Genomic DNA, 17,361 nt, shown 5'->3' with positions numbered 1-17,361 from the left:
GGAATTAATGATGAAAATAGTTGTTTGTGTAAAACAAGTTCCAGATACAAATGAAGTTAAAATAGATCCAAAGACAGGAACTCTTATAAGAGATGGTGTTCCTTCAATAATAAATCCAGATGATAAAAATGCTTTAGAAGAAGCATTAAGATTAAAAGATGAAAATGGTGCTCATGTTACTGTAATAACAATGGGACCATTACAAGCTAGAGTAGCTTTAGAAGAAGCATTAGCAATGGGAGCAGATGAGGCTATATTAATAACTGATAGAGCTTTCGCAGGTGCTGATACTCTTGCAACTTCTCATGCGTTAGCTGCTGCTATTAAAAACTTAGAATATGATATTATATTCGCAGGAAGACAAGCTATAGATGGAGATACAGCTCAAGTTGGACCAGAAATAGCAGAACATTTAAACCTTCCACAAATAACTTATGTTGAAGAAGTTAAAGTAGAAGAGAATGGATTAAAAGTTAGAAGAGCTTGGGAAGATGGATATGAGTATATAAAAGTTCAAACTCCAGTTCTATTAACAGCTATCGAAACTTTAAACCTTCCAAGATACATGAACATTAAAAACATATTCTCTTTAGCAAAAGAAAAAGAGATAAAGGTTTGGACTGTACAAGATATTAATGTAGATGTAGCTCTTTTAGGATTAAAAGGATCACCTACAAAGGTTAAAAGATCTTGGGCAAAAGAAGCAAAAGGCAAAGGTGAAATATACAATGTATCACCAAAAGAAGCTGCACAAATTGCATTATCTAAACTAAAAGAAAAACACTTCATCTAGGATATAAGTAGGAGGGAATTACTATGAATATAGCAGATTATAAAGGAGTTTGGGTCTTTGCTGAGCAAAGAGATGGAGAACTTCAAAATGTTGCATTAGAATTACTTGGAAAAGGTAGAGAAATTGCTGATAAATTAGGAGTAGAGCTTACTGCGTTACTTCTTGGACATAAAAACATTGAAGAAATGACTAAAGAATTAGGTGCTTTCGGAGCAGACAAGGTTTTAGTTGCTGATCATGAGTTATTAAGCCACTATACTACTGATGGATATGCAAAAGTTATAGCTGATTTAATCAATGAGAAGAAACCAGAAATCATGTTTATTGGAGCTTCTTATATAGGAAGAGATTTAGGACCAAGAGTTGCTGGAAAATTATCTACAGGACTTACAGCTGACTGTACATCCCTTGATATAGATCCAGAAAACAACAACTTATTAATGACAAGACCAGCATTTGGTGGAAACTTAATGGCTACAATCGTTTGTGGAGACCATAGACCACAAATGTCCACTGTTAGACCAGGAGTTTTTGAAAAATTAACTAAAGATGAAAACAGAAGCTTTAAAATAGAAAAAGCAAACATTTCCTTAGCTAAAGAAGATATAAGAACAGAAGTTTTAGAAGTTGTTAAATTAGCTAAAGAAGTTGAAGATATCATTGAAGCAGAATTTATCGTAGCTGGTGGAAGAGGAGTAGGTTCTAAAGAAAACTTTGCAGTTTTAAAAGACCTTGCTGATGCACTAGGCGGTTCAGTAGCTGGATCAAGAGCAGCTGTTGACAATGGTTGGGTTGATAAGTCAGTTCAAGTAGGACAAACAGGAAAAACTGTAAGACCAACAATCTATATAGCTTGTGGTATATCAGGAGCAATTCAGCACTTAGCTGGAATGCAAGATTCTAACTTCATCATAGCTATCAACAAAGATGGAGATGCTCCAATCATGAAGGTTGCTGACGTTGCATTAGTTGGAGACTACATGAAAATAGTTCCAGAGCTTACTGCTCAATATAAAGCAATGCAAAAATAATTTTGATAATTAATATACCCCAATGCTCTAGGAGTATTGGGGTTTATTTTAATATGAAAGTTATGGTAATATAGTTATGTATCAACTTACTGTGTTTAATAAATAGATACGAAAGAAGTTAATTAGAACGAAGTCTTTTAGTTTTGAATAAATAGACTAATTCCTAGGACTTTTATAAGTTAAGTAAAAAAATCTTTGTTACAATTAAATATGTAATATAAGAGTTTTTAAATATAAGGTATCTTTAAAAAATAAATAAGTCAGTATGCTTGTTATTTACTTTTAGATGCCTAAAATTAACTAAAGGGGTGTTATAAATGGAAAAAATTTGTGTTCTTGGTGCTGGTACCATGGGAGCTGGAATAGCTCAAGCATTTGCTGCAAAAGGTTACGAGGTAATAATAAGGGATATTAAAGATGAATTCGTTGAAAAAGGAATTTCAGGAATTAAAAAAGGTTTAGAAAAGTTAGCAGCAAAAGGTAAAATTACTAACGAAGAAGTAGAGGATATATTATCTAGAATCAGTGGAACTACTGATTTAAATTTATTAGATGATGTAGATTTAGTAATTGAAGCAGCAGTAGAAAATATGGAAATTAAAAAGCAAATATTTGCTGACTTAGATAAGATTTGTAAGCCAGAAGCAATTCTTGCTACAAATACATCATCACTTTCTATAACTGAAATAGCTACAGCTACTTCAAGACCAGACAAAGTTATAGGAATGCATTTCTTTAACCCTGCAACAATAATGAAGCTTGTTGAAATCATAAGAGGAATGGCAACTTCAGAAGAAACTTATAATGCTATAAAAGAATTAACTTTAGCAATGGGAAAAGAGCCTGTAGAAGTAGCAGAGGCTCCAGGTTTTGTTGTTAATAGAATTTTAGTTCCAATGATTAATGAAGCAGTGGGAATCCTTGCAGAAGGAATTGCAAGTGCTGAGGATATTGACAAAGCTATGATGCTTGGAGCAAATCACCCGATGGGGCCATTAGCTTTAGGGGACTTAATAGGACTTGATGTATGTCTTGCTATTATGGATGTATTATACAAAGAAACAGGAGATACAAAATATAGAGCTCATAGCCTACTAAGAAAGTATGTTAGAGCTGGATACCTTGGAAGAAAAACAGGAAGAGGTTTCCATAACTATCAAAAATAATTTAATTTAAATATCCTTACTTCAAAAGGAGTGGGAATAAAGTACCATCTACATATATGGTAGTGAGTTTTAATGCTTACTTACATGGTGTAGATGGTTTTTTAGTTTTAATATTAGTCCGTGAAAAATAGACAAATACGAGTAAATAAAAGTGAAATAAGAGAAATAGCAACCAGTTCTCAGAAGATGGCTTTAAAGATAGTAAGTTCAGTTTCTACAGCAATTTTGGATTTTTAGCCAAGCAAATTACCTATGATAGTAAGGCGATTGATCATTAAAGAAGATATGATAGTTAGAGGAAATGAAATGTTATTAATACTTATAAAATGTTATAGATTTAACAAAAAATAAGAAATAATAGGCTTGCCAAATATGCATTAATAAGGTTGATATAATAAAATCAATGTTAAACATATATTTAATTGTTAAATTTTTATAAATTTGAACTATTGTGCTGTTATTTCGCTTTTGTTGTATTATAATGAATGTATAAGATAGTTAATTATTTAACTATCCCTAGAATATATTATAAGAAAAATTTAAATCTATAAAATAATATGTGTTGGAGGAAAGACTATGAACAGATTTACATTACCAAGAGATATTTATTTTGGAGAAAATTCATTAGAAGTTTTAAAGACTCTTCAAGGCAAAAGAGCAATTATTGTTACTGGCGGAAGTTCAATGCAAAAGTTTGGTTTCTTAGATAAGGTTAAAAATCTTCTAGAAGAAGCTAAAATGGAAGTTAAGCTTTTCGAAGGCGTAGAACCAGACCCATCTATAGAAACAGTTATGAAGGGTGCAGAGGCAATGAGAGAGTTTGGCCCAGATTGGATTGTTTCAATTGGAGGAGGATCACCAATTGATGCAGCTAAAGCTATGTGGGTATTCTATGAGCATCCAGAAATAACTTTTGAGGATATAAAAGATCCATTTACTATTCCAACTCTAAGAAATAAAGCAAGATTTATTGCAATACCTTCAACTAGTGGAACTGCTACAGAAGTTACTGCTTTCTCAGTAATTACTGACTATAAAAAGAAAATAAAGTACCCATTAGCTGATTTTAATATTACTCCTGATATAGCAATATTAGATACAGAAATTGCTATGACAATGCCAAAGCAATTAACTGCGCATACAGGTATGGATGCATTAACTCATGCCATTGAAGCTTATGTTGCATCCTTAAGATCACCTTTCTCAGATCCACTTGCAATGCAAGCTATTGTAATGATAAAAGAAAACCTATTAAACTCTTACAATGGAGATGAAAAAGCTAGAGATAACATGCATATAGCTCAGTGTTTAGCTGGTATGGCATTCTCAAATGCACTACTTGGGATTACTCACTCAATGGCACATAAAACTGGAGCTGTGTTCCATATCCCTCATGGATGTGCAAATGCAGTATTCTTACCATATGTAATTGACTTTAATAAAAAAGCTTGCATGGATAGATATGCAGCTATAGCAAGAAACTTAGGCTTAAAAGGAAGTAATGATGAAGAGTTAGTAGATGCATTAACTAAAACTATTAAAGAGTTAAACAGAGTTATGGACATTCCTACAAATTTAAGAGATTATGGAATCACAGAAGAAGATTTCAATAGCAATTTAGATTATGTATCTGAAAATGCCATAGGAGATGCATGTACTGGATCAAATCCAAGAACTATAACTGTAGAAGAAATGAAAAAGTTATTCACTTGCATATATAATGGAACAAAAGTAAATTTCTAAGGGAATTAAAAGGCCCTCTATGGAATTTTTCATAGGGGGCTAAAGTTTGTAGCCTTTTGAAAATGTTTTCTATAAAAAGATGCTTAAACATTTAAGTAGTATTTTTATAAGAGTGTATTCTCTAAAGGAGAGAGGTAAAAGTTATTTACTTTAAATATGTAAGGTACTTTTAGGAGGGACAAATCTCTGTACTTAAAAGATATATAAAGTATTCAATTTGTTTATCTTCAAAAAAAACAAGAAGGTTTTATCTAACAATTAAATAACATTAAAAGATAGAAAGACGACAATGGATGACAGCATTATTCATGTTTTGAAAATATTCACACTTTCTGCAACATGTTCTATTGACTAGAATTAAATAAAACTATAAAATAGATGTGTAAGGCATCTGAAAATAAATAACAAGTCCAAGATGTGAAGGATATTTTGCGTTCACAAGCAAGCTTGTGCAGACAAGAAAACAGGTTCCGCAGATAGTGGGGCTATCTAAGGGTTCTGTTGACGCAGTATATCACAAAATAGACGAGCAGATTGACTTATTTATTTTTGAAGATGCCTAAGTAAATATAGTGTGGATGAAGGTTATTGGAGATACTCTTCTGTATTAGGGGGTAACCGTAGAAGAAATGGATAAGCAGTGCTATGACTTGTTCAAAAGCTTTCAGGTAAGATACAATAATCAGACACAACCCTGGAGAGAGCCAGAAATGGACATCGAAGAAGAAACTTAGGAAGGTTAAGTAAACACTTAAGTGCCTAGGGAAACTTTCAGATAAAAGGACAGGATGTAAATAGCATTATTTTTTAATGTATTTTTACATATTGTCTATTTTTTATGTAGTTTTTTAAAATATACAAGTTTTATGTATTAGATAAATCACTATAGAGTTATACTAATATAAGACTATGATCACGGCAAATTTTTTTACTATTAATATAAATTTAAATCATTAAATATCAAACAAATGTTTAGATGTGGAGGATGTATTATGTATAAGATTGTTGAGAAAAGACTTTTAACTCCTTCGATTTTCATGATGAAAGTTGAAGCACCAAGAGTAGCTAAGTCAGCAAAACCAGGTCAATTCATTATTATAAGAATGGATGAAAAAGGTGAAAGAGTACCACTAACTGTTTGTGACACTGATCCTGCAAAAGGTACAGTAACAATAGTAGTACAAACAATGGGATGCACTACTAAAGATATGGCAAATTACGAAGTAGGACAAAGTTTCTACGATTTCGTTGGGCCATTAGGAATGCCTTCAGAACTTCTTCATGAAGACATGGAAGAGTTAAAAAACAAAAACATAATATTCATTGCTGGGGGAGTTGGTACAGCACCAGTATATCCTCAAGTTAAGTGGTTACATGAGCAAGGAATTAAAGCTGATGTTATCATGGGTTACAAAACTAAAGATATGGTAATTTTAGAAGAAGAAATGACAGCAGTTGCAGGAAATGCTTATGTAACTACTGATGATGGTTCTCATGGCTTTAAAGGATTAGTTACTGAAAAGTTAAAGGACTTAGTAAATAACCAAGGTAAAAAATACGACCTAGTTATTGCTATAGGACCAATGATAATGATGAAATTTGTATGTAAGTTAACTGAAGAGTTAGGAATTAAAACTATAGTAAGCTTAAACCCAATTATGGTTGATGGAACTGGAATGTGTGGTGCTTGCAGAATTACTGTAGGAGATGAAACTAAGTTTGCTTGTGTTGATGGTCCAGAGTTTGATGGACATAAAGTTAACTTTGATGAAGCTCTTAAGAGATTATCAATGTATAAAGATGAAGAGATAAACAAAGATACTATGAAACCTGGTTGTGGAAGAGGAGGAAATGCATAATGGATAGAATGAAGAGAACTCCAATTGCAGAGCAAGATCCAAAAGTAAGAGCTAAAAACTTCGAAGAAGTTTGTTTAGGATATACAGAAGAAGAAGCAGTTCAAGAGGCTACAAGATGCTTAAACTGTAAGAATAAGCCATGTGTTGGTAAATGTCCAGTATCAATAGATGTACCAGAGTTTATACAACATGTTAAAAATAAAGATTTTGCAGAAGCTGCAAAAGCGTTAGATAAGTACACAGCACTTCCAGCAGTTTGTGGAAGAGTATGTCCACAAGAATTACAATGTGAGAGCAAGTGTGTTCTTGGAATAAAAGGAGAGCCAGTAGCTATTGGAAAACTTGAAAGATTTGTTGCTGACTGGTCTAGAGAAAACAATGTAGACTTAACTAAAGAAGTTGAGAAAAAGAATAAAAGAGTAGCTGTAATTGGTTCTGGCCCAGCTGGAATAACTTGTGCTGGAGACCTTGCTAAAATGGGTTATGATGTAACTGTATTTGAAGCATTACATGAGCCAGGTGGAGTTTTAGTTTATGGAATTCCAGAATTTAGATTACCAAAGGATACAGTAGTTAAACATGAAATAAACAACCTAAGAAAATTAGGTGTAAAAATTGAAACTAACGTAATTGTTGGTAGAACAGTAACTGTTGATGAATTAATCAATGATGAGAAGTTTGATGCAGTATTTATAGGTTCAGGAGCAGGTCTTCCAAAATTCATGGGAATACCAGGAGAAAACTTAAATGGAGTATTCTCTGCTAATGAGTTCTTAACTAGAAACAACTTAATGAAAGCTTTTAAAGAAGAGTACTCAACTCCAATTAAATCAGGTAAGGTTGTAGCTGTTGTTGGTGGCGGAAACGTTGCTATGGACGCTGCAAGAACAGCATTAAGACTTGGTTCTGAAACTCATATTGTTTACAGAAGAAGTGAAGCAGAGCTTCCAGCAAGAGTTGAAGAAGTTCATCACGCTAAAGAAGAAGGCGTTATTCTAGACCTTCTTGTAAATCCAGTTGAAATACTTGGAGATGAAAAAGGCTGGGTTAAAGGTATGAAGTGTATAAGAATGGAGCTTGGTGAGCCAGATGCATCTGGAAGAAGAAGACCACAAGAAGTTCCAAATTCAGAGTTTATACTAGAGTGTGACACTGTAATCATGTCTCTAGGAACATCACCAAACCCATTAATTCCTGCAACAACTCCAGAACTTGAAATCAATAAATGGAAGTGTATAGTTGCTGAAGAAGAAACAGGATTAACTTCAAAATCTAAAGTATATGCTGGTGGAGATGCTGTAACAGGTGCTGCAACAGTTATCCTTGCTATGGAAGCTGGTAAGAAGGCTGCAAAAGCAATAGATACTCAACTTTCAGCAGAATAATATAAATTTTAAATTTAAGGTCGCCTTTTGGCGACCTTTTTATTTTTTTATACAACTAATCACTAAGGTATTTATGCCAAAGCAAGTTTTCCAACAAGTTCTCTTTTCAAAACTGACAACTCCATTATATAAATATAAAGGATTATTAATCACAAACTTTAAGGAGGGCTCGAAGCTAAGTAAAACTTAAATATAGGAAGTTATAAGAAAAATGGAATAATTATCATAACTCATGTTGAGAATAGGTATAGCAATATTTTCAAATAGGAATTAAGTTTAAGGTTCAACTTCAAAGCTTATTTTTCATGAAGAATCTATATCGTGTACTTTAAAATCTTATAAAAAGGGAGAAATAAGTTGACATAAGCACTATCCATAGAGTTTTAACATTGATAAACTGTACAGTAGCTATCATAGAAAGCTATTAAGATGGTCAATTAGGATTTATAGGTAAGTTAAGTGTAGACTTTGATTCAAGTTATATTATAAAATTAGTTATTAGAAATATTTGTATATGGAGTGGAGTGATAATATGGATTTTAAAGAAGTGTTAGAGGAGCAAGGAAAAGTAATACTAAAAGAAGTTAAAAACTTTGAACTTCCTCATATATTTGATTGTGGTCAATGCTTTAGATGGCACAGGCAAAAAAATGATAACTATATAGGGGTAGCCTTTGGGAGAGTTATAGAAGTAGAAAAACAAGGAAGTGACGTTGTATTATATAACACCAATTTAGAAGAATTTAATAGTATATGGTGTGACTATTTTGACTTAAAGAGAAATTATAGTGATATTAAAGAAAAGTTTAGTGAAGATCCCCTTTTAAAAAAAGCTGTGGACTTTGGATATGGTATAAGACTATTACAACAAGAACCCTTTGAAATACTGCTGTCTTTTATAACTTCAGCTAATAATAGAATTCCAATGATAAAAAGAGCCATAGAAAATATAAGTAAAACCTATGGTGATGAAATTCAGTATAATGGAAAGGTTTATTATACCTTCCCTAGGCCTGAAGCTTTAAAAGGTGCCACTATGGAGGAAATAGAAGCTCTAGGGGTAGGGTTTAGAGCTAAGTATATAATAGAGGCTATTAAGAATGTAGCTGAAGACACTCGCAATTTAGAAGAGATAAAGAGTTTAAGTGATGATGAATGTCATGAAGGCTTAAAGGGCTTCAATGGTGTTGGTCCTAAGGTTTCTGATTGTATAATGCTTTTTTCTATGCAAAAGTATTCTGCCTTTCCAGTGGATGTATGGGTAAAGAGAGCTATGCAATTTTTCTACTTAGCACCGGATGTATCTTTGCCAAAAATAAGAGCTTTTGGAAGAAATAAATTTGGTGACATATCTGGATTTGCACAGCAGTACTTATTTTATTATGCTAGAGAAAATAATATTAAAATAGATTAGAAATTCTAATTGAATTTCATTTTGTAGGTTAAATGGGAGATTAGCTATGGATAAAAATAATAGGTGGCTTAATACGGTAGGGCATAAGTTAAAAGAAAATAGATTAAAGATTTTTTTAATACTTATTTCAGTTCCATTGATAGTAGGTGGGTATCATTTATTTTTTAGGCACTCTAATACCTTTCAAAACCCGGAAGAATTTAAGCAGTGGATATTATCTTATGGACCTTTTAGCATAATAATGTTTGTGTTAATACAAGTTATTCAAGTAGTTATATTTTTTATTCCAGGAGAAGTCACACAAGTGGCTGGAGGTTACATATTTGGTGCTTTTTGGGGAACTATATTATCTAGCGCTGGAATTTTGCTAGGCAGTACCATTGGATACTTATTTGCAAAGTATTTTATTAAAAAGTATGTATTGAGAATGATTGAAAAAAGAAACCTAAAAAGATTTAAAAAGGTGTTAGATGCAGGAAGTAATAAAGTTGTAATTCTTGTAATTTATTTAATACCAGGAATACCAAAGGATGTGCTTGTATATGTGGCTGGTGTATCTAATGTAACCTTAGTTGATTTTATACTTTACTCCTCTATTGGAAGATTCCCTTGGATACTTGCTTCTGCATATTTTGGTGAGGGTATACATATGGAAAATTACTCAGCTATGATAATCATAGGGGTAGTGGCTATAGCTTTATTTATCATTGGATTTTGGCGGGGGCACAGCATTATAGACTTTTTTCATAGAATACATAAAGAAAAACAACGATAATATAAGAAATGCTTAGAAATACAGAAATAAATTCAAATAATGGCTGAATTTAGCCTAATTAATAAAGGAATTGTATTTGATAATAATGGAAGTTTTCTTTATTATAAATATTGTAATTAGCACTCGATAGTGATGAGTGCTAACAACAAGTATATTATAAAATTTATATAAATACAAACTTAAGGAGGTTTTTTTATGAACATCAGACCACTTGGTGATAGAGTTGTTATTAAAAGATTAGAAGCAGAGGAAATGACAAAGAGTGGAATAGTTCTACCAGGAGCATCAAAGGAAAAACCACAAGAGGCAGAAGTAGTAGCAGTTGGGCCAGGAGGCTTTGTTGACGGTAAAGAAGTTAAGATGGAGCTAAAGGTAGGAGATAAAGTACTATTCTCTAAATACTCTGGAAGTGAAATTAAGTTTGAAGGAACAGAATATATCATCTTAAGACAAGACGATATATTAGCAGTAATTGAATAAAAAGAAGAAAATAGGAGGTATTTAATATGGCTAAGAGCATTTTATTCGGAGAAGAAGCTAGAAGAGCTATGCAAAGAGGTGTAGATACACTTGCGGATACTGTTAAGGTTACACTTGGACCAAAAGGAAGAAATGTTATATTAAATAAAAAATTTGGATCACCATTAATAACTAATGATGGTGTTACTATAGCAAGAGAAATTGAGCTTGAAGATGCCTATGAAAACATGGGAGCTCAACTTGTTAAAGAAGTAGCTACTAAAACAAATGATGTAGCAGGGGATGGAACTACTACAGCTACAGTTTTAGCTCAAGCTATCATAAGAGAAGGACTTAAAAACGTTACTGCAGGATCAAATCCAATGCTTATCAGAAATGGTATAAGAATGGCTGTAGATAAAGCAGTAGAAGAAATAAAGAAACATTCTAAACCAGTTAATGGCAAAGAAGACATAGCAAGAGTTGCAGCTATATCATCTGCTGATGAAGAAATCGGTGCATTAATTGCTTCAGCTATGGAGAAAGTAGGTAACGAAGGAGTTATCACTGTAGAAGAATCAAGAACTATGGGCACTGAACTAGATGTAGTTGAAGGTATGCAATTTGACAGAGGATACTTAAGTGCATACATGGTAACAGACCCAGATAAAATGGAAGCTGTTTTAGATGATGCATATATTCTACTAACTGAAAAGAAAATTACTAACATTCAAGAGATTTTACCAGTTCTTGAGCAAATAGTTCAACAAGGAAGAAAGTTATTAATTATAGCTGAAGATGTTGAAGGAGAAGCTCTTGCAACTTTAGTTGTTAATAAATTAAGAGGAACTTTCACTTGTGTTGCTGTTAAAGCACCAGGCTTTGGAGATAGAAGAAAAGAAATGTTACAAGACATAGCTACTTTAACTGGTGGTACTGTAATTTCTGAAGAATTAGGCCATGACTTAAAAGAAGCTACAATTGATATGCTTGGAAGAGCTGAAAGCGTTAAAATTTCTAAGGAAAACACAGTAATAGTTAACGGAAGAGGCGCTAAAGAAGAAATAGAAAACAGAGTAAATCAAATTAAGAGACAAATTGAAGATACAACTTCAGAGTTCGATAAAGAAAAATTAATGGAAAGACTTGCAAAACTTGCAGGCGGAGTTGCTGTAATTAAGGTTGGAGCAGCTACTGAAACTGAACTTAAAGAGAAGAAATTAAGAATAGAAGATGCTTTAGCAGCTACTAAGGCAGCTGTTGAAGAAGGAATAGTTGCTGGTGGTGGTACTGCATATGTAAGTGCTATACCAGAGGTTGCTAAATTAACATCTGATATTCCAGAAGTTCAAGTTGGTATCAACATTGTAAGAAGAGCTCTTGAAGAGCCATTAAGACAAATAGCTACAAATGCTGGAGATGAAGGTTCAGTAATAATTGAAAAAGTTAAGGCTTCAGAATCACAAATGGGATATGATGCTTTAAGAGGACAATTTGTAGATATGATTAAAGCTGGTATTGTAGACCCAACTAAGGTTACAAGAAGTGCACTTCAAAATGCTGCATCAGTAGCTTCAACTTTCTTAACAACAGAAGCTGCAGTAGTTGATCTACCAGAAAAGAATGCACCAGCTCCAATGGCGCCAGGCATGGGAATGGACGGAATGTACTAAAATATAGGTTTAAGGCATCTTCAAAAAATAAACAAGTCAATCTGCTCGTCTATTTTGTGATATACTGCGTCAACAGAACCCTTAGATAGACCCACTATCTGCGGAACCTGTTTTCTTGTCTGCACAAGCTTGCTTGTGAACACAAAATATCCTTTACATCTTGGACTTGTTATTTATTTTCAAATGCCTAAATAAATTATATTAAAAGCAGATTACAATAAGATATATAATAAAAACATTAAGAGCTATGAGAAGAATAACACTTCTACATAGCTCTTTTCATATTTTTATATTGTAATAATTGTATAATTATTATATTTAATATAATTTTCACAGTTAAATTTAATACTTCAACAAAGTATTAAAAGTTAAATAATGAACAAGTTCATTTTATTAACAACTTTGGAAGTAGATTTAGACTACCACCAAAGCAACTTATCTAGGCTGAGCAACTGCCACTTTAGAAGCTGACAGAGTTGAAGCTTCCAAAATGTTGTTAAAAGTTAAAAAATAAAGACTAACAGTGGAAAACTAAAACAAATAAAAAGGAGAACATAGGAGGTTCTCTATTCTCTATAGTCAGTTTTTTCATTTAAGTAATTCTTTAAAACTTCCTTACACTCAGTAGAAATATCTTCAGGAGAGTCTACAGGCTTTTGAAGAAAATAGCCTTGACCACCATAAGCACCTAAATCCATTAGGGTTTCTAACTCCTCTTTACATTCAATACCCTCTACAATTATTTTCATATTACAATCTCTGCACATATTTATTAGACCTTTAACTAAATTTCTCCTCATATTATCCTTATGAATATTGCGAGTTAAATCCATATCTATTTTTATATAATCTGGCATGACTTTTAAAATGGTCTTTAAGCCAGAGTAACCTGAACCCACATCGTCAAGAGCGATTTTTATACCAAGAGAACGTATATCATTAAGTATAGCTTCAAAATTTTCCACCTTATCAATAGGGGCTTGTTCTGTAATTTCTAGTACTATGTTTTCAGGATTGACCTTATTATCCTCTAAACATTTAAAAGTAGAGCTAGCAAAAAAATCATATCCATTTAAAGAAATAGGAGTCATATTAATGAAAAGTTTGTAGTTTTCACCGTAAGGGAGAAATTTTTCAATGGCTTTTTTTCTAGCTAATTCATCTAAGGTACTAACCTGATTATTATGTTTAGCCATTTCAAAAAGTAAATCAGGAAAATGAAGGGGGGACTGAATAGGGCCACGGCAAAGAGCCTCATAGCCTAGAATCTTTCCTGTGCCAAGATGAACAATGGGCTGAAAAACCATGTTTATAGCCTCAGTCTCTAAAATTTGGCTGAATTCCATATTTAGATGCCTAGTCTTATATTTTAAAAGTTTATCCATAAAGTACCTCACTTTAGCAATATGCTAAAAACTTCAAATTATACAATAAGTTACATGACATTATGCTAATTTTTAAGCAATAAGGAAAGTCATGGTGACAATATATGTCTGAATTATTCCCAATTATTAATAAATTAAATACAGTTAAAATAATATATTGACAAAGCTCTTATTATTAAATAAAATAGATATAATTAATAAAACAAACGAACATTGATTATTAAAAACTTAATAACGTTAGCTCATATATCCCTTGAATATGGCAAGGAGTATCTACCGGAAACCAATAATTTCTGACTATGAGTAAAATTGCATTGTACAATAATAAAATTGGACATGTTAGTTTTACTTATAGAAGTATAGCTAACATGTTTTTTTGTACCCAAATTATGAATTAATTATTAGCTAATAACATTCATGCAAAAGTTGCATTATAAATTACATTTGAAAAAATTAAGTCCTTGGAGATTTTATGGGCTTAAATTAGGGAGTTTTTCTGCAACTAAATAAAATAAATAGAAAAGAGGATGACAATCATGGCAATAATATTAAAACAAGCATATACTTTCGATGATGTATTATTAGTTCCAAATAAGTCAGATGTGTTACCTAAGGATGTTAAGCTAGTAACAAATCTTACTAAGAAAATAAAATTAAACTTACCATTAATTAGTGCGGGAATGGATACTGTTACTGAAGCTAAAATGGCCATTGCAATGGCAAGAGAAGGTGGCATAGGTGTAATCCATAAAAATATGTCCATAGAAGCTCAGGCTAGCGAAGTAGATAGAGTTAAAAGACAAGAAAATGGAGTAATCAAAGATCCGTTTTCACTATCTAAGGACAAGACTATAGAAGAAGCACTAGGATTAATGGCAAAGTATAGAATATCAGGTGTGCCAGTTACTGAGAACGGAAAACTAGTTGGAATTATTACTAACAGAGATACAGTATTTGAAACTGATTATTCAAAGAAAATAAGTGAAGTAATGACTAGTGAGGGCCTTATAACAGCTCTTGAAGGCACAACTATTGAAGAAGCTAAAGAACTTTTAAGAAAACATAAAATTGAGAAATTACCATTAGTTGATAAGGACTTTAACCTGAAGGGACTTATCACTATTAAAGATATTGAAAAAGCCGTTAAGTACCCCAATGCAGCAAAAGATGAAAGAGGGAGGCTCCTTTGTGGAGCCGCCGTCGGAGTAACTAAAGATTTAATGATTAGAGTAGATGCTTTAGTTAAGGCTCACGTAGATGTAATAACAGTAGATACTGCTCATGGACATTCAAGAGGTGTTATCGAAGCTGTTAAAGAAATTAAAGCTAAGTATCCAGAACTTCAAATTATTGCAGGAAACGTAGCTACAGCAGCAGCAACTAAAGAATTAATAGAAGCTGGAGCAGATTGCATTAAAGTTGGTATTGGACCAGGATCAATCTGTACTACAAGAGTAGTTGCAGGAGTTGGAGTTCCACAGCTTACTGCAGTAATGGATTGTGTAGAAGAAGCTAATAAGTATGGGGTTCCTGTTATAGCAGATGGAGGAATTAAGTACTCTGGAGATGTAGTAAAAGCATTAGCAGCAGGAGCTAAAGTTGCTATGATGGGTTCTTTATTTGCAGGATGTGAAGAAGCACCAGGAGAAATTGAAATTTATCAAGGAAGAAGCTATAAAGTATATAGAGGTATGGGTTCCATTGGAGCTATGGCTAATGGAAGTAAGGATAGATACTTCCAAGAAGATAATAAGAAATTGGTACCAGAAGGAGTGGAAGGAAGAATTCCTTATAGAGGCTCTGTAGTTGAGACTATATACCAACTTGTTGGTGGAATACGTTCTGGTATGGGATATTTAGGATCAGAAAATCTAGAAGATTTATATAAAAATGCTACCTTTGTGGTTCAAACTTCCTCAGGATTAAGAGAAAGTCATCCTCATGATATAGTGATGACTAAGGAAGCACCTAACTACAGTGTAAATGTATAAAAATAAGAATTAAATCCCTTATAAACTACACTTAAAATAGAAATATTAAAGTTTATAAGAAATAAAACTTTTATTTACAACATGCATTTACGGAGAAAAATAAAGGAGGAAGGTAACACATGAATAGAGAATTAGTTTTAGTAGTTGATTTTGGCGGACAATACAATCAGCTTATCGCAAGAAGAGTTAGAGAAAATAGTGTTTACTGCGAAATAGTTCCTTACACAACTTCAATAGAGAAAATAAAGGAATTAGCACCTAAGGGAATCATTTTTACAGGTGGGCCTAATAGTGTATACGGTGAAAATTCACCTAAAATAGACGAAGAAATATTTAATTTAGGTATTCCAGTGCTTGGAATATGTTATGGAGCACAACTTATGGCTCACACTCTAGGAGGAAGTGTTAAAACTGCACCTGTTAGAGAATATGGAAAAACCAATGTAGATTTAGCTTTAAATAGCGCATTATTTGAGGGAATAGAAGAAAATCAATGCTGGATGAGTCATACAGATTTTATAGAAGAAAAACCAGCAGGTTTTGAAATTATTGGATCTACAGATCAATGTCCAATAGCTGCTATGGGAAATAGTGAAAAGAACCTTTACGGGGTTCAGTTCCACCCAGAAGTTCAGCACACTCTATTTGGAGAAAAAATGCTTGCTAATTTCCTTAAGAACATATGTAATCTTAAAGGGGATTGGTCCATGGCTTCCTTTGCAGAAGAGAAAATAGCTGAGATTAAAAATCTTGTTGGAGATAAAAAAGTGCTTTGTGCTCTATCTGGGGGAGTAGATTCTTCAGTGGCAGCAGTACTAGTTCATAAAGCTATTGGAAAGCAATTAACTTGTGTATTTGTTGACCATGGTCTTTTAAGAAAAGACGAGGGAGACCAAGTAGAAGAAATCTTTAAAAAAGGTTTTGATATGAATCTTATTAGAGTAAATGCACAGGAAAGATTCTTAGGAAAGCTTAAGGGGGTTTCTGACCCAGAGAGAAAAAGAAAAATCATTGGGGAAGAATTTATAAGAGTATTTGAAGAAGAAGCAAATAAGCTTGGCAAAATAGATTACTTAGTTCAAGGTACAATTTATGCGGATGTAGTAGAAAGTGGTACAAATACCTCAGCTACTATAAAGAGTCACCATAATGTAGGTGGACTTCCAGAGGACATCACCTTTGAACTTATAGAACCACTTAGAGAATTATTTAAAGATGAAGTTAGAGCGGTGGGTGAAGAAATTGGAATACCACACCACTTAGTTTGGAGACAACCGTTCCCAGGACCAGGTCTTGCAATTAGAGTTTTAGGAGAAATTACTGAAGAAAAATTAGAAATAGTTAGAGAAGCTGATGCAATATTTAGAGACGAAGTAGCAATAGCAGGACTTGAAAGTGAAATATGGCAATACTTTGCTTGTCTTCCTAACATCCAATCCGTTGGAGTTATGGGAGATGAAAGAACTTATTGCCACACAGTAGCACTAAGAGCCGTAACATCATCAGATGGCATGACCTCTGATTGGGCTAGAGTGCCATATGAAGTTCTTGATAAAGTATCAAGAAGAATTGTGAATGAAGTTAAAGGAGTAAACAGAATTGTTTATGATGTAACTTCAAAACCACCTTCCACTATAGAGTGGGAGTAAAATAGCCTTTCTCTTACTAAACATATATTTTAATTGAC

At 32.9% G+C, this 17,361-nt stretch carries 13 protein-coding genes and 2 riboswitches; of the genes, 12 read left to right on the top strand and 1 reads right to left on the bottom strand.

Annotated features, from left to right (window positions below):
- Nucleotides 1-10 precede the first annotated feature (10 nt).
- The 10 genes from J2Z44_RS05190 to groL all read left to right on the top strand — a co-directional run bounded on the left by J2Z44_RS05190 (nt 11) and on the right by groL (nt 12,298).
- A complete protein-coding gene (locus J2Z44_RS05190) occupies nt 11-793 on the top strand; it encodes an electron transfer flavoprotein subunit beta/FixA family protein (protein WP_031270875.1) in 783 nt (260 codons plus the stop codon).
- 23 nt (nt 794-816) lie between these two features.
- A complete protein-coding gene (locus J2Z44_RS05185) occupies nt 817-1,824 on the top strand; it encodes an electron transfer flavoprotein subunit alpha/FixB family protein (RefSeq protein ID WP_021281226.1) in 1,008 nt (335 codons plus the stop codon).
- 317 nt (nt 1,825-2,141) lie between these two features.
- Nucleotides 2,142-2,990: a 3-hydroxybutyryl-CoA dehydrogenase gene (locus J2Z44_RS05180; protein WP_021281227.1), complete on the top strand. Its 849-nt coding sequence runs from the start codon at nt 2,142-2,144 to the stop codon at nt 2,988-2,990.
- 576 nt (nt 2,991-3,566) lie between these two features.
- Nucleotides 3,567-4,733 (top strand): iron-containing alcohol dehydrogenase, encoded by a 1,167-nt coding sequence (locus J2Z44_RS05175; RefSeq protein WP_021281228.1) that lies wholly within the window; start codon nt 3,567-3,569, stop codon nt 4,731-4,733.
- A 684-nt stretch (nt 4,734-5,417) separates the two neighbouring features.
- Nucleotides 5,418-5,530: riboswitch (glycine riboswitch) on the top strand.
- 195 nt (nt 5,531-5,725) lie between these two features.
- Nucleotides 5,726-6,592: a sulfide/dihydroorotate dehydrogenase-like FAD/NAD-binding protein gene (locus J2Z44_RS05170; RefSeq protein ID WP_021281230.1), complete on the top strand. Its 867-nt coding sequence runs from the start codon at nt 5,726-5,728 to the stop codon at nt 6,590-6,592.
- Nucleotides 6,592-7,977 carry an NADPH-dependent glutamate synthase gene (gltA, locus tag J2Z44_RS05165; protein WP_021281231.1) on the top strand — a complete coding sequence of 462 codons (1,386 nt, stop codon included), beginning with the start codon at nt 6,592-6,594 and terminating at the stop codon, nt 7,975-7,977. The genes J2Z44_RS05170 and gltA overlap by 1 nt, the downstream gene beginning before the upstream one ends.
- 532 nt (nt 7,978-8,509) lie before the next feature.
- Nucleotides 8,510-9,391, top strand: coding sequence for a DNA-3-methyladenine glycosylase family protein (locus J2Z44_RS05160; protein ID WP_021281232.1), 882 nt, complete (start codon nt 8,510-8,512; stop codon nt 9,389-9,391).
- Between the two features lie 46 nt (nt 9,392-9,437).
- A complete protein-coding gene (locus J2Z44_RS05155; RefSeq protein ID WP_021281233.1) occupies nt 9,438-10,166 on the top strand; it encodes a TVP38/TMEM64 family protein in 729 nt (242 codons plus the stop codon).
- Nucleotides 10,167-10,361: 195 nt separating this feature from the next.
- Complete coding sequence (gene groES, locus J2Z44_RS05150) at nt 10,362-10,646, top strand: co-chaperone GroES (RefSeq protein WP_021281234.1); 285 nt, start codon at nt 10,362-10,364, stop codon at nt 10,644-10,646.
- Nucleotides 10,647-10,672: 26 nt separating this feature from the next.
- Nucleotides 10,673-12,298 (top strand): chaperonin GroEL, encoded by a 1,626-nt coding sequence (groL, locus tag J2Z44_RS05145; RefSeq protein ID WP_021281235.1) that lies wholly within the window; start codon nt 10,673-10,675, stop codon nt 12,296-12,298.
- 566 nt (nt 12,299-12,864) lie between these two features.
- On the opposite strand, the gene J2Z44_RS05140 is transcribed toward groL, so the two are convergent.
- Nucleotides 12,865-13,683, bottom strand: coding sequence for an EAL domain-containing protein (locus tag J2Z44_RS05140; protein WP_021284575.1), 819 nt, complete (start codon nt 13,681-13,683; stop codon nt 12,865-12,867).
- A 222-nt stretch (nt 13,684-13,905) separates the two neighbouring features.
- A riboswitch (purine riboswitch) is annotated at nt 13,906-14,003 on the top strand.
- Between the two features lie 216 nt (nt 14,004-14,219).
- Between J2Z44_RS05140 and guaB the strand changes: the two genes are divergently transcribed.
- Nucleotides 14,220-15,674: an IMP dehydrogenase gene (guaB, locus tag J2Z44_RS05135; protein WP_021284576.1), complete on the top strand. Its 1,455-nt coding sequence runs from the start codon at nt 14,220-14,222 to the stop codon at nt 15,672-15,674.
- A 119-nt stretch (nt 15,675-15,793) separates the two neighbouring features.
- A complete protein-coding gene (gene guaA, locus J2Z44_RS05130) occupies nt 15,794-17,323 on the top strand; it encodes a glutamine-hydrolyzing GMP synthase (RefSeq protein ID WP_021284577.1) in 1,530 nt (509 codons plus the stop codon).
- Nucleotides 17,324-17,361: the final 38 nt, after the last annotated feature.

Source organism: Clostridium punense, from assembly GCF_017874425.1.
Taxonomy (GTDB): Bacteria; Bacillota; Clostridia; order Clostridiales; family Clostridiaceae; genus Clostridium_J; species Clostridium_J punense.
The sequence above is the reverse complement of the archived record's forward strand: the minus strand, read 5'-3'. Positions and strand labels throughout refer to the sequence as shown.

Bases quoted from the DNA above. Each gene is read 5' to 3' on its own strand.
- J2Z44_RS05155 (WP_021281233.1), top strand. From the start codon at position 9,438: ATGGATAAAAATAATAGGTGGCTTAATACGGTAGGGCATAAGTTAAAA.
- J2Z44_RS05160 (WP_021281232.1), top strand. From the start codon at position 8,510: ATGGATTTTAAAGAAGTGTTAGAGGAGCAAGGAAAAGTAATACTAAAA.
- J2Z44_RS05190 (WP_031270875.1), top strand. From the start codon at position 11: ATGAAAATAGTTGTTTGTGTAAAACAAGTTCCAGATACAAATGAAGTT.
- guaB (WP_021284576.1), top strand. From the start codon at position 14,220: ATGGCAATAATATTAAAACAAGCATATACTTTCGATGATGTATTATTA.
- J2Z44_RS05140 (WP_021284575.1), bottom strand. From the start codon at position 13,683: ATGGATAAACTTTTAAAATATAAGACTAGGCATCTAAATATGGAATTC.
- gltA (WP_021281231.1), top strand. From the start codon at position 6,592: ATGGATAGAATGAAGAGAACTCCAATTGCAGAGCAAGATCCAAAAGTA.
- J2Z44_RS05180 (WP_021281227.1), top strand. From the start codon at position 2,142: ATGGAAAAAATTTGTGTTCTTGGTGCTGGTACCATGGGAGCTGGAATA.
- groES (WP_021281234.1), top strand. From the start codon at position 10,362: ATGAACATCAGACCACTTGGTGATAGAGTTGTTATTAAAAGATTAGAA.
- J2Z44_RS05170 (WP_021281230.1), top strand. From the start codon at position 5,726: ATGTATAAGATTGTTGAGAAAAGACTTTTAACTCCTTCGATTTTCATG.
- J2Z44_RS05185 (WP_021281226.1), top strand. From the start codon at position 817: ATGAATATAGCAGATTATAAAGGAGTTTGGGTCTTTGCTGAGCAAAGA.
- guaA (WP_021284577.1), top strand. From the start codon at position 15,794: ATGAATAGAGAATTAGTTTTAGTAGTTGATTTTGGCGGACAATACAAT.
- groL (WP_021281235.1), top strand. From the start codon at position 10,673: ATGGCTAAGAGCATTTTATTCGGAGAAGAAGCTAGAAGAGCTATGCAA.
- J2Z44_RS05175 (WP_021281228.1), top strand. From the start codon at position 3,567: ATGAACAGATTTACATTACCAAGAGATATTTATTTTGGAGAAAATTCA.